This is a genomic window from Brachyspira hampsonii (assembly GCF_002214805.1).
Lineage (GTDB): Bacteria > Spirochaetota > Brachyspiria > Brachyspirales > Brachyspiraceae > Brachyspira > Brachyspira hampsonii.
Map to the genome: position 1 here is coordinate 1,342,257 of NZ_CP019914.1, position 22,740 is coordinate 1,364,996.

Genomic DNA, 22,740 nt, shown 5'->3' on the forward strand with positions numbered 1-22,740 from the left:
AGGAGAGAATTATGCGTGTTTTTTTATGTTCTTCTGTTATAGCAATGTTCATTATAATTAATGCCGTATTTGCTCAGGAAACAATCACTGTACAGCCAGATGACAAAGTAGTAACTAATGCATCTTCCGGCCGTATAAAAAGCGGACCATTAGAAGATGATTTGATTAAATCTGTAGATTTAGCTGAAAATACTCTTTTCTCAATAAAATTGAATGCTACTAATTTTGACAGATATATTCGTATAACAAGCTATTCTACTAACCTTGATTTTGTAAGATTTACAAGAGATAAAACTAATGCTTTCCTTACTTTCAGAACATTAACAGCTGGTATAGGAAAACTTAATTTCCAAGTTGATAATGAAGAAAGCATAATAAGAAAATACTTCTATACTATAACTGTAACTAATAGTCAAGGTGTAGCTTCTATGGAAACTAATGCTATATTAGATCCAGATAATGAAACTAACAGTATGCCTACTAATAACATGATGACTAATGATGTTATGACTAATGATATGATGAGTACTAATAACATTACTACTAATACAGTTAATACAAATGGATCAGTACCTAATAATAATGCAAATCAAACTAATCAGACAGCAGCTACTAATAATGCTCAAAGTTCAATAATAAAAAAAGAAGCTGAAAAACCTGCTAAAGCAATTGAAACTAATCCTGAAATAATAGCATTATTTAATTCAGCAGAAGAATTAAAAAATATTAAAGATTACAACAATGCTGTTAATGCTTACAGTAATATTATAACTTCATATCCAAATTCTAAATATTCTGTATACAGTCATTTTAGAATAGGAGATATTTATAATCAAAAGAAAGATTATAACAATGCTTTTAACATGTATAATGAAGCTTCCAAATTAAAAAATGCTGATAATAATGAAAAAGCTGCAGCTATATATTCTATGGGCATTATGAAAAAATCTGAAAATAAACATGATGAAGCTATAGTATACTTTAATGATGTAATGAACAATTATTCTCAAACTCCTTTATACGGCAATGCTGTTTATGAAATAGCTGATAGTTTAAAACAGCTTGGAAGAATATCTGAGGGTGCTGATATATTAGAAAAATCTTTAGAAAAAAATGTGAAATTTTCTAAAAGAGGAGATTCTATACTCCTTCTAGCTGAAATATATGAAAAAGGAAATAACAATATAAGAGATTTTGAAAAAGCTTATAAAACTTATAATCAATATTTAGCTGAATACCCTACTTCTTCTAAAGCTAAATATGCTAATGACAGAAAAAATTTCTTATCTCGTAATGCTGTTCACCTACAATAGAATAATAAAAATAATTAAATAAGAAATAATAATCACCCTTTTAGAAATATAGTTTTTCTAAAAGGGTTTTTTTATAAAATAATTCTCTAAAACGCTTCCATAAAATAAATTCTAATAGCATTTTTATTTTTATCGATAATTTAAACGATAGATAATACTCCGGAGTGAACAGTGCCAAGATACGAGCAGCTTAAATCTAAATCTAAAAGTATATCATATACAAGACAAATTAGAAATGAAAGTAAAGAAATAAATCTAAAAAAACCATTTATAATTTCAATAGCTTTTATTATAGCCGCAGCTTTGATATTTACTATTGTAAAAAAATATTCTCCTATGGTAGATATAGCAATAAAAGATTTCTTTTCTATAAATCATAAAGAAGCCTTAGTATTAGAAAGTGATGGAATTACAGAAGATCAAAATAAAATGAGCTTCTTAAACAATATACCATTATTCAATTTCTTTATCAAAACAGATACAAATGAAACTCTATCTGTAATGGCTTATGAAACAAATTCCAAAATAGAAACATCTTTGGATACGATGTCTGAAAATATTACAAATTCTAGTATAATAACAAAGGAATCTTTACTTCCTTTTTTCAATAATAGCGGAAGCAATAATTCTATACTTTATGACAGCGGATATATCGATTATGGTAATAATCATGAATCAGTAATATTGTCAAACAAAATGAATACATTAAATAGAATACCTGAAAATAATACTACAAATAATAGTGAAGAAAATATTATTGTTTCAGATATGGAAAATCCGCCTGAAGAAGAAAAAACACATAATTATCTAGAGCAAATGATATTAGAAAACAGACAGAATAATAATACTCAGGATACTAAAAAAAATACAAATGCTGCTAATAAACAAAATAATACTGAAACTAAAAAAAGTATATTTGATGATATCCTAAAACCAAAAGATAATACTGCTAAAAGAGAAACTACAACTATGAAGCCGGCATCTACTACTACTTTCAGCACAAGAGCTCCTGCAAGCTATATAGAAAATACTAAAAAAAATAATTCAAATACAAATGAAAATTTTAATATTGATAAATATTTAAATAATAATAATAAAGAAATAACTGCTAATAATCAAGTTAATAATACTAAAGAAAATCTAAATTCTGATAAAAACAATAATACGGTAAATAATAATAATACAATACCAAATAGAAAAGATATAATACAAACTTCTATTTATACTATCAATAATTCTTTGGATAAATCTAATATTGATTATAACAGAGTAATAAATGATATGGTTAATCCTAATAATAATGTTGTAAGAGAAAATAATAATAATACAGTTAATAACAACAGCGGAAATAATAATATTAGAGATGTAATAAATAAACCTTCAGAGGAAAAAAATAATATAAGAGAAAGTAAAGAAGGCATAATAAAAAATAATGAATTAAAAGATAATATAAAAGAAACTGCTGAATTAAAAAATAATAATATCATAAAGAATAATAATGCAGAATATAAAAAAGAAATTATTAAAAAAGCTCAGAATGATATTGATAATTATAATATAAAAAAGGCTAATAATAATATAACTAGAGATTTAAAAGAGAGAAAACTCAAAGAAAATAGTAATGAAGGAATATATTTAGTAGAATACAGTGAATCAACAGGTGCTATTACATTGATATTTAGAGAAAGAAAATTTAATAATAAATCTTCTGTGGAGGAAGCTATAAAAGAATTATTGATAGGGGCTACTGATGAAGAGAATAATAGAAATATAATAAGCTGCATACCTAAAGATACTAAATTGCTTGATATATTCATTGAAAATAATACAGTATATTTAAACTTCAATGAAAATTTTGAATTTAATCCTCTTGGAAATGAAGGAACCATGGTACAGATTTATCAGCTTGTATATACAGCTACTCAATTTGAAGGTATAGACAATGTTATATTCCTTATTAATGGACAATTAAATGAAACTATAGGTGCAGAAGGTGCTATAGAGAATATGCCTTTCAGCAGATTTCAGTAATTTAATAAAAATATAATCTTGATTTTATATATATTCATGTTATTATATACCCATAATATGTATATATAAAAAGTAGGTGTTATAATGTTAAAATCTTTAAATGCAAAAGAGGCTGCTGATTTGATAAAGTCTAATGATGATATAAAATTATTAGATGTAAGAAGCGAAATGGAAGTTAATATGACAGGTACTATAGAAGGAAGCCTATTAATAGATTTAAATGATCCTAAAGCTGAAAATTTAGTTAATAGCTTAGATAAATCAGGAAAGTATCTTATCTATTGTGCTACAGGTGCAAGAGCCGAAGCTGTAGCTCATTATATGGATAAAAAAGGATTTAAAGAAATCTATAATCTAATTCACGGCGGATATAGTCAATTAGCAATAGCCTTGAAAAATAATTAATAATAAAAGTTAGTATTCAAAAAAATTAAATACTAACTTTTTTATTATTGATACTCTAAAGTATAATTTTATTCTATATACGAATAGAAAAATCTTCTTATTTCTAAAGTATCTACTAAAACATTTTTCAATTTAGGACTTTGCATTGAAGAAGAAGTATAATGATAAAGCGGTATAAAAGCCATATCCTCACCTATAAGTTTGTCCTCAGCCTTATGCATATTAGCCATTCTTATTTTATTATCAATAGTATTTTTAGCCTCTAATATAAGCCGGTCGTATTCCGGATTATTATATCCCACTCTATTTCCTGCACTTGTACTTACAAATAGATCTGCAAAAGTCATAGGATCCAGATAATCTCCAAGCCAATCCGCACGGCATACTACATAATGTCTTGTCTGCCTATTTCTTTGAAATACTGACCATTCCTCCTGAGTGATAGTCATATCTATATTGAGATTTTCTTTCCACATCTGCTGAACTGCTTCTGCTATAGTAACTCCCGTTCCCGGATTAGTTTTAAACTCTAATACAGGAAAGTTTTCTCCATTAGTGTAGCCTGCTTCTTCTAAAAGTTTTCTAGCTTCTTCAATATTTGCTTTATAATCTTCTTTTTTAATGCTGTAATATCCGCCGCCGTTTTCTCTGAAATCACCATTTACATCTTTTAAACCATAAGGTATAAAAGCAGCTGCCGGTATTTCTCCAGCTTTAGTAATATTTTCTACTATATAGTTTCTATCTATTGCAAGAGATAAAGCTCTTCTTACTCTTTTATCTTTTAACACTTCATTTGTATTGTTCAAAGCATAGTATGCTGTTCCTAAAGAAGGTGTTGTAACTAAATATCCTTCCTCTCTTAGTAAATCTATATCGGCAGTAGGTATCTTATATGAATATAATATAGAGCCTTCCCTTAAAGCAGCATAAGCTGTTGATACATCAGAGAACATAATAAAATCTATTCTCTTAGCTGTTATGGCATCTTTATTCCAATAATTAGTATTTAATTCTAAAGATATTATCTCATCAGGTTTTCTATCTATCATTCTGTAAGGACCATTACCTATATATGTGTCAGGAGAATAAGTCCAATTATCACTTATAACTTCTTTTCTAAGAGGAGAAAATATAGGAACGGCTGCTAATTCCAAAAAGTACGCTGTAGGACTTTCAAAATATACCGCAAAAGTTTTATCATCTAATGCCTCTACTCCAAGTTCTTCTACAGGCAGTTCGCCTTTTAGAATCTTATCAGCATTTTTTACAGATGATATTAAAAAACTGTATGAAGATGCTGTTTTAGGATCGGCAAGCCTTCTAAATGAATACACAAACTCATCAGCAGTAACATTTTTACCGTCAGACCATTTAGCGTTTTCTCTTAAATGAAATGTAATAGTAAGTCCGCCTTCAGATATATCCCAACTTTCAGCGGCTCCTCCTATTATGTTACCGTCCTTATCTTTTGATGTAAGTCCTTCAAATACATGAACTGCATAAATCATACTGTCTATTGCAGATAAAAATGATGGGTCTATACTTTGAGGTTCAGCTCCTATGCTTACTCTTATGCTTTCATTATATAAATCTTTATTTTTACAGGAATTTAATAATAATAAAATAATGATAATTAATAAGTATATTATTTTTTTCATAGCTTTATCCAAATACAAAAATATTATGTTAATAATACAATTTATATACATAATATTAATATTTGTCAATAAGATAAATTTATATTTTATAATTCATAATGAATTTACTATATATTAATTATTATAAAAAATTATAAAATTCAATTATTGATAATTTATATATTATTAGTATACTTTAAGGTAATTTAATTTATAAAAATAATGATTAGTAAGGAGATTAGTATGGAAGAAGAAAACAAAGGAAGTTTTTTAGGATTAATACCATTAATAATTTTTTTGGTCGTTTATATGTTTTCAGGATTATACACCGGCAGCTTTGAAAATATGCCTCTTATGGTTGGTATTTTAATATCATCTGGTGCTGCATTATTATTAAATAAAAAATCTGATAAGAAAAAATTTGAAACTAAAGTTGATATGTACTGTGAAGGCGGCGGAGAAAAAACATTAATTTTAATGGTTTTGATATTTATTTTAGCAGGGGCTTTTTCCGGGGCTGCTTCAAAAATGGGGGCTGTATCTTCTATAGTTAATATGGGATTAAGTATCATACCTGCCAATTTAATATTACCCGGTATATTCGTTATAGGCTGTATACTTAGCTTTTCTATGGGAACTTCAATGGGTACTGTATCTGCCTTGATGCCCATTGCTATAGATTTAGCTAATAAAACAAATATAAATATGCCTTTGATAGCCGGTGTAGTTGTTGGAAGTGCCATGTTTGGTGATAACCTATCTTTTATTTCCGACACAACAATAGCAGCTACTAGAACACAAGAAGTCAGCATGAAATCAAAATTTCAAGAGAATATATTTATGGTTTTACCTGCTATTATAGTAAATATAATATTATTAATGTTCCAGCCTGTAGGTACTATAGATATTGGTAATCATAGCAATTTTTCAATAATTAATATTATACCATATATTGCTGTTATAGGCTTATCATTATCAGGTATAAATGTTGTTATCACAATGAGTATAAGTATTATAATAGCTATTATTATAGGAATATTCAATGGAAGTTTTACACTTGTAGAGTCATTTAAAATAGTGCATGATGGAATGATGGGTATGGAGGATATGGCAATAATAGCTGTATTTGTAGGCGGACTTGTAGCGCTTATGAAACACTTGGGCGGTATAGATTGGATTTTACATACTTTGTCTAAAAATACAAAAACTTCTAAAGGAGGGGAATTGAGTATAGCTGCTTTAGTTAGTCTTATAGATATATCTACTACTAATAATACAGTTTCAATAATAGCAGCAGGACCTATAGCTGCAAATATAGCAGATAAATTTGGAATATCAAGAAAAAGAACCGCTAGCATACTAGATTTATTTTCATCAGCATTTAATGGTATATCACCATTTGCAGGTCAATTATTAGTTGCAGGAGGCTTAGCAAAAATATCTCCAATATCTATTGTACCTTATGTATGGTATTGCATACTTATGATAATTTTTGGCATTATAGAAATAATAATAGGCTATCCTCATTTTATAAAAAAAGATAAATAGAATTGTATATATAAAGATAAAAATTTTAATAATCATTTTTATATTGTACTTGTTGCAAAACTAAATTTGTAATTAAATAATTTTATCAAGTAGTTTTAAGCAAGTATAATTATATAATCATAAAACATATATAATAAAAAAACGAGGGATATCATATACCCCTCGTTAACAAATTCAATTATTAATTAACCTATTCAATATAGCAGTAATTAAATTTATGTTTTCCCAAAGTATTATATACTACGCCTTTCAATTTAGGACTAACCATTAAAGTAAATGCTCTATGATAAAGCGGAATAAAAGGCATATCATCTATTAATATTTTTTCTGCATCCATCATATATTTCATTCTCACAGAAGCATCAGCAGTTTTTCTAGCACTATTAACCAAAACATCATAACTAGGATTAGAATATAGTCCGTAATTGAATGAATTTCCTGTAAGCATTATTTCAAGCATAGTCATAGGATCTCTGTAATCTGCATTCCAAGCCATAGAACCAATATCAAAATTTTTCTCTAATAAATACTGAAGTACAAGAGGATACTCATCATTTTTCAATGTTACATCAATATTTAAATTAGCTTTCCACATCTGCTGTATAGCCTCAGCAACTATTATATGAAGACCAGGAGAAACTCTTATCTCTAATACAGGAAAACCTTCTCCGTTAGGATATCCAGCCTCAGCCATTAAAGCCTTAGCTTTTTCTACATTTGAAGCATAATTATCAGTGTCTATTAATATGCCTGCTTCAGCCCTGTATGAATTACTAATACCATCTATTGTAGGCGGTACAAATCCCTGAGCTGGTGCCTGTCCGCCCATAGTAACATTAGATACTATATAATTTCTGTCAATAGCAAGAGATAAAGCCTGCCTTACTTTTTTATCTTTCAAAGCATTGTTCGTAATATTAAGAGATAAGTAGAAAGTGCCTGCTCCATCTCTAAGAGCAATATAATTTTCAGCTTTTAATTTTTCTATTTCACTAGAAGGAGGCTCTAATGCAGAAAAATGTATAGTTCCTCCTCTGATTCCGGCAATAGCCGTATTAGGATCTGCCATAGAAAGGAATTTTAATTTTTTAGCAACAGTCTCTTCAGCATTATAATAATTAGTTCTAGCCTCAAAAATTATATATTCATCCATAACTCTTTCTGCCATTTGGTAAGGACCATTACATACATAAGTTTCAGGCGATAAAGTCCAATCATCTCCATACTGCTCTATGATATCCTTTCTTATAGGAGCAAAAACTCCTACTGTAGTCATAAACTCTAAAAAGTAAGCTGCAGGATCAACTAACTCCACTTCAAATGTATAATCATCTATAGCTTTCACTCCAAGTTCATTATAATCCATAGTACCAGCATTAATCTCTTTAGCATTTTTAATTATTTCTAATAAAGAAGCATATTGAGCTGCCACATCAGGATTAACAACTCTTTTCCAGCCGTATTCAAAATCATGTGCTGTTACAGGCTTACCGTCAGACCATAATGCATTAGTTCTTAAATGAAAAGTATAGACTTTTCCATCTTCTGATATATCCCAGCTTTCTGCCATACCATTTGTAAGTTTTCCGTCAGGACCTATTCTTGTCAAACTTTCAAATGCATGAAATAACATAGCAGAAACAACATTTAAACTGTTTAAGCTAGGATCTATAGTTCTAGGCTCTGCCCCCATATTAATAACTATAGTATCATTTTTATTTCCGCCGCCCCCTGAGCATGACAGAAGAAATAAGAAACTTAACATTAAAAATACAGCAATTACTTTTTTCATATTTTTTCTCCTAACATTTTATTTTATATATGAGTAATTAAATTTATGTCTTCCCAAAGGATTTAATACAACACCTTCTAATTTAGGATTTTTTATAAAAGAATCAGCTCTATAATATAAAGGTATAATAGGCATCTCATCCATAAGTATATTTTCAGCTTCAGCCATAGCAGCCATTCTTATTTTATTATCTTCGCTTTGTTTCGCTGTTAATATTTTATCATCATATTCTTTGTTTGCAAATCCTGTGTGATTTACTCCGCCGCCGCTTACCATAACATCAAGCATAGTCATAGGATCATTATAATCTCCTGTCCAGCCCATTCTAGCCATTTGATAATCTTTTTCTATTAAAGTCTGAAGTGTTATAGGAAACTCTTCCTGTACTAAAGATACATTAACATTTAATGTCTCTTTCCACATCTGCTGCAAAGCCTCTCCAATTAATACATAAATACCAGGAGACACTTTTAATTCTATTACAGGATAATTCGCACCATCAGGATAACCTGCTTCAGCCATCAGTGATTTTGCCTTTTTTACATTATTCTCATAATCATTAACATCTATATATTCTTTATTTTCTTTTCTAAATGTAGTATTTAATCCTCTAATTTCAGTAGGCACAAAAGCACCGGCAGGAATCTGTCCTCCTTTAGTAACATTTGATACTATATAATTTCTATCTATGGCAAGTGATAAAGCCTGTCTTACTCTTTTATCTGCAAAAGCCTTATTCGTAATATTTAATTCTATATAATAAGTACCTAAAGCATTATTTGCCACTATATAACCTTCATTTTTTAATGTTTCTATTTCAGCTGCAGGAGGTTCTAATGCAGAAAAATCTATAGTTCCGCCTCTGATTCCGGCAATAGCTGTATTAGGATCGCTCATAAGTACAAAATTAATCTGTTTAGCCACTTGCTTATCAGCATCATAATAATTAGTATTAATATCAAAAACTATTCTCTCATCTATTACCCTTTCTTTCATTTTATAAGGACCATTTCCTATATATGTTTCAGGAGACAATGTCCATTCATCTCCATATTGCTCTATAATATCTCTTCTAATAGGCATAAACACTACTGTAGAAGCTATAAAGTCTATAAAATAAATAGCCGGATTTTCAAGCTGTACTTCAAATGTATAATCATCAATAGCTCTCACTCCTAAACTATTATAATCCATATTGCCTGCATTAATCTCTTTAGCATTTTTTACTATTTCCATCATATATGAATATTCAGCTGCTGTATTAGGATCAACTGCCCTTTTCCATGCATATTCAAAATCCTGTGCTGTTACAGGCTTACCGTCAGACCATTTTGCATTCTTTCTTATATGAAATGTATATACCAAACCATCATCTGATATTTCCCAAGTTTCTGCCATACCGGGTCTTACATTATTATTTGAATCTATCTTTGTTAATCCTTCAAAAGCATGAAGTATATAAGATGATACAACATTGATAGAATTTAATGTAGGATCCATAGTCTTAGGTTCAGGTCCCAAATTTATTGATACAGATGAAACCGCTCCATTACTTGTTTCTGATTTTTTAGTGCATGATATTACAATCAAAAACATCATCAAAAAAACAATCAATATCTTTTTCATAATACAGCCCCTATGTGTAAATATGTATAAAATTGTAAAATTATAAAGTTATAAAATATTAATTATGTTATATCATAAACTTTTATAATGTCAATAAAAAATTTCTCTATATAGTAATATTTTTCATATTGACAAAAACACTAATATAAAATATTATGTTTACTAGATTTTTTTAAAATTTAGGAAAACAATTATGATTAGAAATATTATTACATTATCTTTTATACTTTTAATAATATCATGTTCAAATAATAAAAATAATAACATTAATAATAATCAAACCAATACTAATGCAATAGAAACTCAAACTAATAAATTAAAACAAGCCGAAGAATCAAACAATAATAATACAAAAAATGATACTTCTTATACACCAAAAAATATAGAATGGATATCTCATCACTATTATATAAAAAATGATGAAGGGGATTTCTTTTCTGTATATTTAAATGACAGATGGCCTGAAAATAACTCTGAATTAATGCCTAATTATGAAAAAATAAAGGCAGCTTTTAATTATAAAAATTTAAATGATATATATCAATTCTATGATAAAAACAGCATTCTTGATATAACAAATAATAGAATATATGCAGAAGCTGAAAACGGTGACAGTATAGAAAGTACATATTCAAATATTACATCATTTAAAATGACTTCCAAATCATTAAATAGTTCATCAAAAGAAATAAATACAACTTCATCATTAAAAGCAGCAGTATATAACTATGCATATTCAGATGTTTCTGAAACTAATGAATATGGAAGTGCATCAACATTCTCATATAAAGATTCTATATTTTTGCTTATACCTGATGATACTAACAAATTAGAAGTATATGATAAAATTTCTTTTGATATAAATGAAGGTTTCAATCTAAATAATCTAAAAAGAAATGAAAATTTAGAATTTGAGGATAAAAAGGGAAGCATATCAAAATTATTTGAAAACGATATGAGTGATCCTTATGATGAATGGATAACAAATTCAACTGACAGCTATGAATCAAGTAAATCTATCAACATAACTTATTTTAATGATAAAACTATATCTATAACAAGAACTTCAACATTATATTTAGGCGGAGCACATGGAGTGTACAATAATTACAATTTAGTATATTCATTAGAAACAGGTGAAAAAATAGAAGTTACTAATTTTATAAAAGATTTTGATGATGATGAATTAAGAAGCATTATGAGAGATAAACTTTTATCAATAGATAATAGAACAGAAGAAGATTATTTAGTTCCATTAGATGAAATAACTTTAGCTGATACATCTTTTTACATCTATGCTGACGGTGTGCATTTTGTATGGCCTATATATACTATAACTGCTTATGTTTTAGGTGAAACAGAAATAGTTTTGAGCTTTGATGAAATTAGACCGTTCATAAAAAATGAATATCTATACATAATAGAATAATCTGTTTTTTGATTTATTTTGAACCCCACCCTTTAGGTTTATTATCTATTTTAAATTTATAATCATTTTAGTTTTAGTATCTTTACTGAAATTTTAACCCCCACCCAAGTTGTGTTTAATTTATTGTTTCCCTATCGCACGCAGAGCTGAACTATAAATATAAATTGATTAATAAAAACAATTTAATTATATATAAAGTTTTGCTAACCGTGCGTTAAAGAGATTAAAAACTTAATAAAACCTAGGGTGGGCAGCTTTAATTTCTCTATAGATAATAAAGAAAATAAAAATGAATTTGTACATAAAAACGGTAAAGAAAAAGGGTGGGCAAGTGTAAATATGATAAAATGTATAAAATTAATTGAATGTTAAATTAAAAATTAAGGTTAATATTTCCGAATATATATAATAAGAAATATAAAAATACATATATAGAAGAAGACTATGGCTATAATAGAATTTAATATACCAACAAAAATCACATTCGGCGTTGATTCTCTTGACTGCTTATCTGATACAATAAAGAAATACGGCGGAAGAACTGTATTAGTTACAGATGGAGCATCATTTAATCAAACCGGATTAATAGATCAAATAGTAAATAAACTTAATGATAACTTCATCAATGTAATGGTTTATTCTGATGTAAATTCTACAAGTACAAGCGATGCTGCCGACATTATTGCCAATTTGGTAAGATACAGCAGAGCCGAATCCATAGTAGCAGTAGGAGGCTTCAAAATACAAAATACTGCTAAAGGTGCCGCCATTGTAGTAACAAACAGCGGCGAAGCTTCAGATTACATTAATGGTCAGCCTGTATATCATAAACCTTTACCTATTATAGCAGTGCCTACAATATTAGGCTCTTTATCTGAAATAGCCACAGGAGTATGTCTATATGATAAATATGATGAGGTAAATAAACAAAATAATGAATCTAATATATACTCATCTAATTGTATTATAGATCCTACTTTGTATGCCACTGTACCTGTAAAATATACTATAAGCAGTGCTTTGTCAGTATTTGCATTATCATTTGACATATATATGAGCAATACTCTTACAAGCATAACAGAACCTTTAATAGTACATGCTATGAAAGTAAGTATGCAGGGATTAAAAAAACTTATATCTGAAAGTAATAATATAGATAATATAACAACTTTAGCCACCGCTAATATGTTATGTTCTACTTCTGCATGCCATAGCAGTTTAGGTGCTATAAGAGCTTTATCTATTGCTATAAATAGTGTATATGCAGTTAATAAATCTATGGTATGTTCTATATTGCTTCCTCATATTATGGAATATTATATTACTGTAGCACCTGATAAATATGTTGTACTTTCAAATGTTATAGATGGAATAGATCCGGAAATGACACCTTTTGAAATTGCTAACCAATCAGCACAACATATAAAACAATTTCTTCATAATATAAACTTGCCTACAAGACTTAATGAAATAAATATAGACAGAAGTAAATTTGATAAAGTTGCAGAATTAGCATTAAAATATCCGGGTATGGATCAGCTTCCTAGAACTATGAATTTTGATTCAATAATGACAATATTGGAGCAGGCATATTAATCTTCACTTTTAGGAGCATATTTATAAGGCTTCTTATGTAAAGCATCTATTAATTTTTTATTAGGCTTGTAATGCTCAACAGAAGGTAAATTTTTATATTCTAAAAGTTGACAGTTAGAGCTTTCTGCATATCTATTGTATGCCAAGCAAAGAAGATGTTCCAAATTAATAGTATCAAGCAGATTATAATGTATCAAAGAATCTATAGCTGTTTCATCTTTAGTATCTTGATAATAATTCCATAATAAAACCGCAGTATATCCATTAACTCCTTCCATATCGTCGCCTCTGGAAATACCTACATCCTGCTCTATTTTCTTTAATCCGCCTGTGTATCCTAAATCTTTAAGTAGAAAACGCAAATCTATCTGAGCACATTTTATGGTTGTAGCAAAATATCTCTCCAAAAATGGTATATCAAAACAAGATCCATTGAATGTAACTATTATAGAATAATTCTTTATATAATCCAAAAATTCATGCTCATTTCTGCCATGCACAAAAACTTTCATTTCCTTGCCGTCATAACAGCCTATAACAGTTATATGAGCTTTAGCAGGTTTTATTCCTGTAGTTTCTATATCTAGGAAAACAGTTTTATCCATGAGTATAGGATAAAGTCTATATACTATAGAAGAAGGAAATTTTTTCAAAAAATAATTATAGTTTTTATTTTTTAAATTATATATGCTTCTTGGAAGTTCATCTTTCAAAGATTCCCTAATACTTGCAGGCATAGCATAATAATTTATATTTTTTAAAGTATCTTCCCAATCAACAGCACCTTCTTCCCATAAAAGACTTTCTTTTTTTGGTCCTATACCTTCTATATGCTGAAATGTTTTTTTTATTAAATCCACATCATTCCTTTATATTTTTCTTTTTTATTTTCTTTTCCACTTAACACCCTGAGGCGTATCCATTATCTCTATTCCCATAGACAATAACTGATTTCTTATCTCATCTGCTTTTTGATAATTTTTTTCTTTTTTGGCTAGAGTTCTCTCTTCTATTAGTTTATTAATTTCTTCTTCATTGTCTTCTTTTTTATCAGTATCGCCTATATTAAAACAATTTATGATATTGTTTACTCTCTCTATAAATTTTAATACAGCATCTCTTGTATTAACATTAATAGAGCTAAAAGATGTATTTACAGTTTTTACCAAAGTAAATAATATACCAAGTGCCTCGGATATATTTAAATCATTATAAATAGAATCAGAAAACTTTTCATTAGAAACCTCTAACTCTTTTAATAAATTTTCATTAACTTCATTAGATTCAGTATTGCTTATATCTTTCAATCTGAATATAAGATCATTAACTCTGTCAATAGCACTTTGAGACTGTTTAATTCCTTCTATAGTGAAATTTAACTGCTTTCTGTAATGAGAGTTTATAAGCGAATATCTTATAGCTTCGGGAGAAAGTCCTTTATCAAGCAAATCTCTTAAAGTATAAAAATTTCCTTTAGATTTGGACATTTTCTCACCATCAACTATCAAATGCTCGCAGTGAAGCCAATAATTTACAAATTTCTCATTAAATGCACCCTCATTTTGTGCTATTTCATTTTCATGATGAGGGAATTTATTATCAATTCCTCCTGTATGTATATCAAAATGCTTACCTAAATATTTACAGCTCATTGCCGAACACTCTATATGCCATCCCGGTCTGCCCTTTCCGAAAGGAGAATCCCAATAAACATCTCCGTCTTCTTCAGTATATGCTTTCCAAAGTACAAAATCGCTTGCATTTTCTTTATCATACTCATCATTAAGAACGCGTCCTGAAGCTCCTTCAAGAAGCTCCTGCTTATCTAAATTGGCAAGCTCTCCATATTCTGGAAAAGTACTTATTTTAAAATATACAGAACCGTCTGCCTCATAAGTATGACCATTTTTTTTGAGCAGTTCTATAATATCTATCATCTCTTTTATATGATCAGTGGCAGCAGGATTTACTGAAGCCTTTTTTATTCCTAATGTCTCTATATCTTCAAAAAATGCTTCTTTATATTTTTTTGTATAATCATTAAGAGATATATGATTCTCTTTAGAATTTTTTATAGTTTTGTCATCGACATCAGTTAAATTCATTACAAGTTTAACCTTATAACCATAATCTTCTAATACTCTTCTAAGCAAGTCGCTGAATATATATGCTCTAAAATTTCCTATATGTGCATAATTATATACTGTAGGTCCGCATGAATACATACCAACTTCATCAGCATTAATAGGTTTAAATACCTCTTTTTCTCTGGTAAGTGAATTATAAAATACTATATCTTTCATATCAAATTATATTCCTTAAAATATAATTAACATTGTACTTAAAAGACTTTATTTGTCAAGGTATTATTATTCATTTTTTACAAATGTTTTTTATACAGTATCAATAAAAAAATCCCTCCTAAAAATTTTAGGAAGGATTCTCAAATTTTATTTATTAAAATAAATAAAATAATTTTCTAAATATAAACTAAAATAATAAAATCAAACAGCCTTGCTTTTTTTTATTACCACAGTAGCCTGCTCCTTATATTTAGATATTAGGCTTTTAAGGTCTTGTTTTACCTTATCTTCTGTTTGTGCCATTATTTAATTCCTCCTTGAATAATGAATAATGCTTTTAGAAGCTGCCGTCTCTCCAAACTTTAAAGTCCGGATAGTCTAATTTCTTAGATTTATCTTCATACCATTTGCATACAGCTGCTGACATATTAATAACATAAAAATTAAATTCTGTCTTCCAACCGTCATTTTTAAATTCGGCAAATGATGGTATAAATTTATTATTAATAGAATTATATATACTATTCTGGGCTGATTCTGTAGGAATATTATTATCTTTTATTGCTATTCTTAATATCAAATGTATAGACATACATGATAAAGTGGATGTGATTCTGCTGTATTCATTAAACATTTCATCTTTTGTGTAATTATTTGATAAAGTATCCATCCATAATTTAATTATACTTCCCAATGCCTCTAATTGTTCAGGTGAGGCATTTTTGTTCATTATAATATCTGCATAATTTTCTGCTAATTGCTGAAATGTCATAGTTGAGTTTTCATCGGATATATATATATCTGCAACTTCTTCTATTTGCATAGATTTCACCATAGATGCAGCATTATCCTGACTATAAACATTAATAGATATAAAAATAAATAAAACTAATAGCAAATAAATTTTTTTCATAAAATATATCCAATTTATAATTTAGTTTTATTTATTATCGTCATCAATTAATTTGTCAATACACTTTTATTTTGTTTTAAATGATAAAGAAAACTCAAAAACTGAATATTTAACTATCAATTCTTTCAATCCATTTAAATACTTTATCTAATATATGTTCGCTGTCCATAGCTTCAAAGAATATGCCATTAACTAAATTATTATGATAAATATTTTTATTATCAAATACAATACAATCAGCTAAACCATTATGAAAACTATTAACTTTATTAGAAAAATTAATAGAATTCTTAACATCGCAAATAGGATCCAATTCTGAATGAACACATAATACCTTTGTTTTTTCACTTCCGTCTATATGATTATACGGATTAGCTTCTTCTCTATTATAGCTTTCCTCAAATAATTGATTAAGCATAGGAGTAATTATATCATTAGTACATACATTTAAATCAGTAGGACCGCCAAGTGATACATAACCTTTAAAAATATTAGAATCTACATTATACTTTTTATGCATTTCTTTATAATATACAAGCAAAGCTCCTAAATGTGCACCGGCTGATGAACCTATTACTACAATATCAGAATAATCAATATTTTTATTTTTTAAAACTTCTAATGCCTTATTAAACCCTGAAAATACATCTTCTATTTGAGCTGGATATTTATATTTTTTACTAAGTCTGTACCCAAGCAAAATAGTATAAAATTTTTCTTTTGCAAATCTTCTTCCTACGAATCTGTATAAATTGGCATTACCCTCTCTCCAGCCGCCTCCATAAAGATAAACTATAACCTGCTTCTTAGGGCTTTCATTTTCTTTTAATTGAGGAGAAAAATATAATATATATTGTGCTTTATCCTTATCAAATTGATACTTTTCAGGTTTTATTCTCTTGTCAGACCTTATGAAATTTAAAGCCATACTTGGATAACTTAAATATTCTCCAAGTAAATTTTTTCTTCTTATCTTTTCTTCTATTTTTTTATTCTTTATCTCTAACTTATCTTTTTCTTTCTCAAGTTTTATCTGCTCTTTTTCAGCATTTTTTTTATCTTCCATAAAAATACTCCTTAACTATTTTAATACATATTTTTTATATATGAAAAATTTTTATTATAGATGAAATAAAATCAATTCTAAATAATATAAGCATAGCTAAAATAATTATAATACCTCCTCCCAATGCCGATAAACTGCTCCAAAGTACAAAATGAAATAACGGCAGAATTATAATCATTATTGATATAAAGGAAGCAGACACTATATAAGAAACATATTCATTAAAATATTTTCTATCTATAACAGCAATTAAAAACATAGCTATATTTAATCCAAGAGCTAAAAATGGAATAACATAATTAAATGACCATTTATGAAAACCGGTAAATATATCTACCACAATAACAAGAGGCATAAGTATAAAAAACTCTATAATCAATTTCTGCCTTAAATATAAAGTATTTGCTGTAAAACATATAAATGTAAAATATGCACATAATATGGATATAACAGATATTACAGCCCAATTATATTTTGAATTAGTTGAAATATTTACTATTATCAAAATTATTATCATCGTTAATGATGAAAGCAAAACTATTTTTTTAGAATTAATTTTTTTCTGCATTTTATAAAACCATTCATAAGAATGATATTCTTCATTTATTATCATATTATCATTATTATTTAATTCTTTCAGACATAAAGGACATATATTTCTATTAGTTTTTATTTTCAATCTGCAGTTATTACAATATGACATATTATTTACACCCCAAAATCATTAGAATAAATTTCAACTTCTGTAATATTGGATATATAATTAAAAAAATATTTTATTATATCTGTTTCTATCACAGTTCTATTGAATGTAATTGACAATTTATCTTCAAAACTGCATAAACCGCAATTTAAAGGACTGTTTATTGTAGGATATACAATTGCTTCAAAATGTTTTATATAATCTTTCATATCATCAGGCAATGATATATTACTGAAATTGGATACTGTCATAGTTTTCAATTTATCTTCAAAAAGTTCAAAGGCTAAATTAACTGCAAAGTTTTTAATAACTAATGGTATAAATTTCGCAAATATATTATTTTCTAATTTTGTATTTTCATATATAAAATTCTGAAGCTTTTCCTTACTAACTTTTTCTTTCATCTCTTTATTTGTTATTATTATAATATCATCAAAAGTTAATTCTTTATCTGTAGGAATAACTACATTAGCAATACCGAAGAAATTTTTTAACGATATTGAAGGAAATATATTCCTCAAATTAACAGGCACGCACATAACTATATTTTTTCCATCAAATCTGTTTTTTATTCTAGTTTCATAAATAGAATAAACCAAAACTGATATTATATAAGATGTAATTGTGGTATTATATTTTTTGCTCTCTTCCTTTATCCTTTTCAAACTTAATATGCCATGCACAACATTATCACCATAAAATTTTAAAGGCTTTCCCTTAATCAAATAAATATTTTTTATTTTTTTTTCTTTTTTAGTTTTTATTTTATTTTTTGTATGAACATAAAAGCTGTCATCATAGTCGGCTGTAATCGGAACAGTATCTTTAAATATATCATCATTCTTGTCATCAATATTTTTTCCTGATAAAACAAAATAATGATACAGCAAAGATTTAAAAAAACTTATTAAAGACGAAGCATCTGCAAGAGAATGATAAACTTCTGTAAATATTCTGTATTTATAATATCCCACTCTTAAAAGATAGCCATTATTTAATTTACTGTTTATATTATAGCAAGGATAATATTTATCTTCTGCTACAATTAATTTTCTATGATTTTCTTCAAAGTAATTCCAAAACAGACCCTTTTTTATCATAAGCGAAAGAGTCGGAAATCTTTTTATAGTGATATCCAATGCCTGCTGAAGTATATTAGGATTAACTTCTTCATTATTAAGAACCGCTGAGACTCTAAATATTGGTATATTTTTTTTATTCTTTATAGAAACAAAAAGTTTAGCTGCATTATCTAATTTATAAAGATGTTTCATACTCATAGCACCATAATTTTATATTAATATTTTAAATCATCTTTTTTATTTTGCAATGATTAAAAATAACTAAATTTTTATAAAAAGAGTATTTAGTAATATATAGTTCTTAATACTCAAATTTTCAAAACCAGCCAAAGTATTATTCAAATACGCAATTTATTCAACGCACGGTTAATCGATTTATCAATATAATAAAATTTGAATTGTCAATAAAATCTTTATATTTAGTGTTTCTCAGCGTGCGGTAAAAACACAATAAATTTTCAAAAACACTTGGGCGGGCAGCAGAAATGACAGAATAAAATAAAAAAGAAAAACTATACAAAAATGACATTAAGTTTAAAAAACCTAGAGGGCGGGGAATGAGAATAAATTCAAAAAACATAATTCTATTAAAAATAGTTTAAAATAAAAAATTAAGTTTTAAAATTCTATTAACGCACGGTGAACAGATTATTGACATTTAATTTAAACTATATTTTTAATAAATCTATATTTGAAATTATGCTCTGCGTGCGGTGTATATGCTTAAATTTAAATAAATCTTGGGTGGGCAGCTAAAAAATCTAATTCGATAATAATAAAAGATTAATTTTATATTACATATTAAAAACTGTAATCCTAAAGGGCGGGTAAATGTAATTAAATTTTAAAACTTATATTACATACCCCTCCCTTTAATATTTATTGCTAAAATTTAAATTTTAGTATTTTTTTATTTTTAAAGCCAAATAAAAAATTATAGCACCCACCCAAATGTTATTTAAATATATAATCTACTTAACGCACGTTTAATACATATTTATTAATTATTTAAATTATAATTAATAATCAGCTTATATTTTCAATTTCATTCTGCGTGCGGAAAGATAATAATAAAATAATTAGGAATATAAAATTTTCAAATATTTATAATTAATCAAAATATATATTATAAGTTGACAATAGTTATATTTTAATATATAATTACAGCGAATAAATAATCTATAAATAAAAAAATCTAATAAATAGAGGTGTAATATGTCAGGACACTCCAAGTGGGCTAGTATTAAACATAAAAAAGCCGCAAATGATTCAAAAAAAGGTAAAATTTGGTCAAAAATAGCAAAAGAAATCACAATCGCAGTAAAAGAAGGCGGAAGCCCAGATCCAGATCAGAATGCTAGATTAAGAATGGTTATAGTTAAAGCTAAAGGTACTAACATGCCTAATGATAATATAGACAGAGCCATAAAAAGAGGAGCTGGTGCAGGCGAAGGTGCTAATATCGAAGAAATGTCTTATGAAGGTTATGCTCCGGGCGGAGTTGCTATCATAGTAGATGTTGCTACAGATAACAAAAACAGAACAGCTGCTGAAATAAGATCTATATTCAGCAAAAACGGCGGAAACTTAGCAGAAAACGGTGCAGTTTCTTGGCAGTTTAAGAAAAAAGCTGTTGTTATTATACCTGCAGCAGGAAACACTGAAGAGAGCTTAATGGATATAGTGCTTGATGCAGGTGCTGAAGATATAGAACAAGATGAAGAAGTATTTACTATCACTGGTCCTATGGAAGCTTTATCTTCTATAGTTGATGCTCTAAAAGCAAAAGGCATTGAACCTGAAAGTGCTGAAATAGTACGCGTTGCTGATAATACTATGACTATAGCCGAAAGTGATGCTAAAAAAGTTATGAAAATTATAGGACTTTTTGAAGATCATGATGATGTTTCAGCAGTTGCTACTAACTTAGAAATTACTGATAACTTAATTGAAGAATAATAATATTTTATCACAAAGCAATTAATATCTTTATGATAACTTTAGGAATAGACCCGGGATTTGCTAGATGCGGTTATGCTTTTATAGAATCAAAAAATTCGGCATACAAAATAGTGAATTCCGGTCTTATTGAAACCTTTCAAAATCAAGAATATAATCAAAGACTTTCATTTATATATACTCAATTAGATGCTCTTATTAAAAAGTACAATCCAAGCAATGCCGCAATAGAAGAATTATTTTTTTCAAAGAATACTAAAACTGCAATAAAAGTTGCTGAAGCTAGAGGTGTTATTATATTAGCTCTCACTTTAAATAATATTGAATTTCAGGAATACAAACCGAAAGAGGTTAAATCACAAATAACAGGTAATGGCAATGCAAATAAAGATGCTATGATGAAAATGGTTAATCTTTTTACAGGCTCCAATATTATTCAAGATGATACTGCTGATGCTGTAGCTATAGCTTTAGCCCATGCTTCAAGAAATAGAATATTTAATAGTATCAAATAATTGGTTTTTCGTAGTTAACATCATCTATCATATATATATTATCTTTATGATTAGTTTTAGGAGTTTCTAAAGTTTCTGAATCTTTAGAGCTTTTATCTTCAGATATTTGACTTTCAAGTATAGATTCAAATTCTGATTGATAATTTTCTAATATAGTACCGCTTAAATCAGCATATAATAATATCTCTTTTAATTTTTGCAAATCGTAGACATAGGTGTATGTATATTTTGCACTGCCTATAGTTTCTGCAGCCCTAACAGCTAAAGAGTTATTGTATAATAATTCTTTAAGCAAAATTATACTTTGCTGACTTGCAGTTTGAGAATTAGTTAATGAATAAAATTCACTTTCACCATATTTATTTAATGATGTATTTCTAGGCTCATTCTTACCTAATCTGTATATAATATCTATTTTATCATTGTCATTCAAACGCTGTTTAAAAAGTAAAGAAGGGGTATATAAGTTCATATTAATGGAATTGCTGTTTATTTTTATCATTAATGTATTGAAGTTTAAACTATTTTCTTCTTGTTTTTTTATAAAAATAGAAATTTCTTTTTCATCTGTTATAGGATCTATTTTTTCAACTAAATGCCATTCACCTATTGCATAATACTCTGAATACAATATAGAAGAACTAATAAAAATCATAACAATAATAATTTGTTTTACTATTTTCATAAAAAGCTCCATTTACTTTTCTATAATTATATTATGATAGTTTTATCAATTAAAATCAATAATAAATACAAAATTAAAAAAAATTTTTAACGATTTTAGTTTACATATTAAAATAAAAACAGCAGAAAACTAAA

General features: G+C 27.5%; 18 protein-coding genes. 8 read left to right on the forward strand and 10 right to left on the reverse strand.

Annotated features, from left to right (window positions below):
- Window positions 1–11: 11 nt before the first annotated feature.
- From BHAMNSH16_RS05720 to BHAMNSH16_RS05730, 3 genes are all read left to right on the forward strand, one after another.
- A complete protein-coding gene (locus BHAMNSH16_RS05720; RefSeq protein ID WP_008732347.1) occupies window positions 12–1,313 on the forward strand; it encodes a tetratricopeptide repeat protein in 1,302 nt (433 codons plus the stop codon).
- 171 nt (window positions 1,314–1,484) lie between these two features.
- A complete protein-coding gene (locus BHAMNSH16_RS05725) occupies window positions 1,485–3,344 on the forward strand; it encodes a GerMN domain-containing protein (protein WP_069731898.1) in 1,860 nt (619 codons plus the stop codon).
- A gap of 84 nt (window positions 3,345–3,428) precedes the next feature.
- Window positions 3,429–3,749, forward strand: coding sequence for a rhodanese-like domain-containing protein (locus BHAMNSH16_RS05730; protein ID WP_069731899.1), 321 nt, complete (start codon window positions 3,429–3,431; stop codon window positions 3,747–3,749).
- 68 nt (window positions 3,750–3,817) lie between these two features.
- Here BHAMNSH16_RS05730 and BHAMNSH16_RS05735 read toward each other — a convergent pair whose 3' ends face one another.
- Entirely contained in the window at window positions 3,818–5,410 is a 1,593-nt protein-coding gene (locus tag BHAMNSH16_RS05735; RefSeq protein ID WP_008729961.1) for a peptide ABC transporter substrate-binding protein, read from the reverse strand.
- 222 nt (window positions 5,411–5,632) lie between these two features.
- On the opposite strand from BHAMNSH16_RS05735, the gene BHAMNSH16_RS05740 reads away from it, so the two are divergent.
- On the forward strand, window positions 5,633–6,937 hold the full coding sequence (locus BHAMNSH16_RS05740; protein ID WP_008729963.1) for a Na+/H+ antiporter NhaC family protein: 1,305 nt from the start codon (window positions 5,633–5,635) through the stop codon (window positions 6,935–6,937).
- Window positions 6,938–7,127: 190 nt separating this feature from the next.
- Here the strand turns inward: BHAMNSH16_RS05740 and BHAMNSH16_RS05745 are convergent, their stop codons facing one another.
- Together BHAMNSH16_RS05745 and BHAMNSH16_RS05750 are read right to left on the reverse strand one after the other, a co-directional pair.
- Window positions 7,128–8,729 carry a peptide ABC transporter substrate-binding protein gene (locus tag BHAMNSH16_RS05745; protein ID WP_069731900.1) on the reverse strand — a complete coding sequence of 534 codons (1,602 nt, stop codon included), beginning with the start codon at window positions 8,727–8,729 and terminating at the stop codon, window positions 7,128–7,130.
- An 18-nt stretch (window positions 8,730–8,747) separates the two neighbouring features.
- Complete coding sequence (locus BHAMNSH16_RS05750; RefSeq protein WP_008729967.1) at window positions 8,748–10,355, reverse strand: peptide ABC transporter substrate-binding protein; 1,608 nt, start codon at window positions 10,353–10,355, stop codon at window positions 8,748–8,750.
- Between the two features lie 193 nt (window positions 10,356–10,548).
- Here BHAMNSH16_RS05750 and BHAMNSH16_RS05755 point away from each other — a divergent pair, with 193 nt between their 5' ends.
- Together BHAMNSH16_RS05755 and BHAMNSH16_RS05760 are read left to right on the forward strand one after the other, a co-directional pair.
- Window positions 10,549–11,784: an RsiV family protein gene (locus BHAMNSH16_RS05755; RefSeq protein WP_008729970.1), complete on the forward strand. Its 1,236-nt coding sequence runs from the start codon at window positions 10,549–10,551 to the stop codon at window positions 11,782–11,784.
- Window positions 11,785–12,228: 444 nt separating this feature from the next.
- The gene (locus BHAMNSH16_RS05760; RefSeq protein WP_008729972.1) at window positions 12,229–13,380 is read left to right on the forward strand and encodes an iron-containing alcohol dehydrogenase; all 1,152 of its coding nucleotides are present in this window, start codon (window positions 12,229–12,231) and stop codon (window positions 13,378–13,380) included.
- On the opposite strand, the gene BHAMNSH16_RS05765 is transcribed toward BHAMNSH16_RS05760, so the two are convergent.
- The 6 genes from BHAMNSH16_RS05765 to BHAMNSH16_RS05790 form a co-directional block, all read right to left on the reverse strand.
- On the reverse strand, window positions 13,377–14,240 hold the full coding sequence (locus BHAMNSH16_RS05765; protein ID WP_069731901.1) for a ribonuclease H-like domain-containing protein: 864 nt from the start codon (window positions 14,238–14,240) through the stop codon (window positions 13,377–13,379). The genes BHAMNSH16_RS05760 and BHAMNSH16_RS05765 overlap by 4 nt on opposite strands.
- A gap of 24 nt (window positions 14,241–14,264) precedes the next feature.
- A complete protein-coding gene (cysS, locus tag BHAMNSH16_RS05770; RefSeq protein ID WP_008729976.1) occupies window positions 14,265–15,683 on the reverse strand; it encodes a cysteine--tRNA ligase in 1,419 nt (472 codons plus the stop codon).
- Between the two features lie 337 nt (window positions 15,684–16,020).
- Window positions 16,021–16,596, reverse strand: a complete 576-nt coding sequence (locus tag BHAMNSH16_RS05775; RefSeq protein ID WP_069731902.1) for a hypothetical protein — start codon at window positions 16,594–16,596, stop codon at window positions 16,021–16,023.
- A 109-nt stretch (window positions 16,597–16,705) separates the two neighbouring features.
- Window positions 16,706–17,662: an alpha/beta hydrolase gene (locus tag BHAMNSH16_RS05780; RefSeq protein ID WP_069731903.1), complete on the reverse strand. Its 957-nt coding sequence runs from the start codon at window positions 17,660–17,662 to the stop codon at window positions 16,706–16,708.
- Between the two features lie 34 nt (window positions 17,663–17,696).
- A complete protein-coding gene (locus tag BHAMNSH16_RS05785) occupies window positions 17,697–18,365 on the reverse strand; it encodes a DUF6320 domain-containing protein (protein ID WP_069731904.1) in 669 nt (222 codons plus the stop codon).
- 5 nt (window positions 18,366–18,370) lie between these two features.
- Window positions 18,371–19,639 carry an alcohol acetyltransferase gene (locus BHAMNSH16_RS05790; protein WP_069731905.1) on the reverse strand — a complete coding sequence of 423 codons (1,269 nt, stop codon included), beginning with the start codon at window positions 19,637–19,639 and terminating at the stop codon, window positions 18,371–18,373.
- A 1,023-nt stretch (window positions 19,640–20,662) separates the two neighbouring features.
- On the opposite strand from BHAMNSH16_RS05790, the gene BHAMNSH16_RS05795 reads away from it, so the two are divergent.
- The gene (locus tag BHAMNSH16_RS05795; protein ID WP_008727567.1) at window positions 20,663–21,406 is read left to right on the forward strand and encodes a YebC/PmpR family DNA-binding transcriptional regulator; all 744 of its coding nucleotides are present in this window, start codon (window positions 20,663–20,665) and stop codon (window positions 21,404–21,406) included.
- A gap of 32 nt (window positions 21,407–21,438) precedes the next feature.
- The gene (gene ruvC, locus BHAMNSH16_RS05800) at window positions 21,439–21,921 is read left to right on the forward strand and encodes a crossover junction endodeoxyribonuclease RuvC (protein ID WP_008727566.1); all 483 of its coding nucleotides are present in this window, start codon (window positions 21,439–21,441) and stop codon (window positions 21,919–21,921) included.
- Here ruvC and BHAMNSH16_RS05805 read toward each other — a convergent pair.
- On the reverse strand, window positions 21,914–22,606 hold the full coding sequence (locus tag BHAMNSH16_RS05805) for a hypothetical protein (protein ID WP_008727564.1): 693 nt from the start codon (window positions 22,604–22,606) through the stop codon (window positions 21,914–21,916). The genes ruvC and BHAMNSH16_RS05805 overlap by 8 nt on opposite strands.
- Between the last annotated feature and the right edge of the window lie 134 nt (window positions 22,607–22,740).

Excerpts from the sequence above, each read along its gene's own strand:
- BHAMNSH16_RS05720 (WP_008732347.1), top strand. The coding sequence starts at position 12 with ATGCGTGTTTTTTTATGTTCTTCTGTTATAGCAATGTTCATTATAATT.
- BHAMNSH16_RS05730 (WP_069731899.1), top strand. The coding sequence starts at position 3,429 with ATGTTAAAATCTTTAAATGCAAAAGAGGCTGCTGATTTGATAAAGTCT.
- BHAMNSH16_RS05735 (WP_008729961.1), bottom strand. The coding sequence starts at position 5,410 with ATGAAAAAAATAATATACTTATTAATTATCATTATTTTATTATTATTA.
- BHAMNSH16_RS05740 (WP_008729963.1), top strand. The coding sequence starts at position 5,633 with ATGGAAGAAGAAAACAAAGGAAGTTTTTTAGGATTAATACCATTAATA.
- BHAMNSH16_RS05745 (WP_069731900.1), bottom strand. The coding sequence starts at position 8,729 with ATGAAAAAAGTAATTGCTGTATTTTTAATGTTAAGTTTCTTATTTCTT.
- BHAMNSH16_RS05750 (WP_008729967.1), bottom strand. The coding sequence starts at position 10,355 with ATGAAAAAGATATTGATTGTTTTTTTGATGATGTTTTTGATTGTAATA.
- BHAMNSH16_RS05755 (WP_008729970.1), top strand. The coding sequence starts at position 10,549 with ATGATTAGAAATATTATTACATTATCTTTTATACTTTTAATAATATCA.
- BHAMNSH16_RS05760 (WP_008729972.1), top strand. The coding sequence starts at position 12,229 with ATGGCTATAATAGAATTTAATATACCAACAAAAATCACATTCGGCGTT.
- cysS (WP_008729976.1), bottom strand. The coding sequence starts at position 15,683 with ATGAAAGATATAGTATTTTATAATTCACTTACCAGAGAAAAAGAGGTA.
- BHAMNSH16_RS05775 (WP_069731902.1), bottom strand. The coding sequence starts at position 16,596 with ATGAAAAAAATTTATTTGCTATTAGTTTTATTTATTTTTATATCTATT.
- BHAMNSH16_RS05780 (WP_069731903.1), bottom strand. The coding sequence starts at position 17,662 with ATGGAAGATAAAAAAAATGCTGAAAAAGAGCAGATAAAACTTGAGAAA.
- BHAMNSH16_RS05785 (WP_069731904.1), bottom strand. The coding sequence starts at position 18,365 with ATGTCATATTGTAATAACTGCAGATTGAAAATAAAAACTAATAGAAAT.
- BHAMNSH16_RS05790 (WP_069731905.1), bottom strand. The coding sequence starts at position 19,639 with ATGAAACATCTTTATAAATTAGATAATGCAGCTAAACTTTTTGTTTCT.
- BHAMNSH16_RS05795 (WP_008727567.1), top strand. The coding sequence starts at position 20,663 with ATGTCAGGACACTCCAAGTGGGCTAGTATTAAACATAAAAAAGCCGCA.
- ruvC (WP_008727566.1), top strand. The coding sequence starts at position 21,439 with ATGATAACTTTAGGAATAGACCCGGGATTTGCTAGATGCGGTTATGCT.
- BHAMNSH16_RS05805 (WP_008727564.1), bottom strand. The coding sequence starts at position 22,606 with ATGAAAATAGTAAAACAAATTATTATTGTTATGATTTTTATTAGTTCT.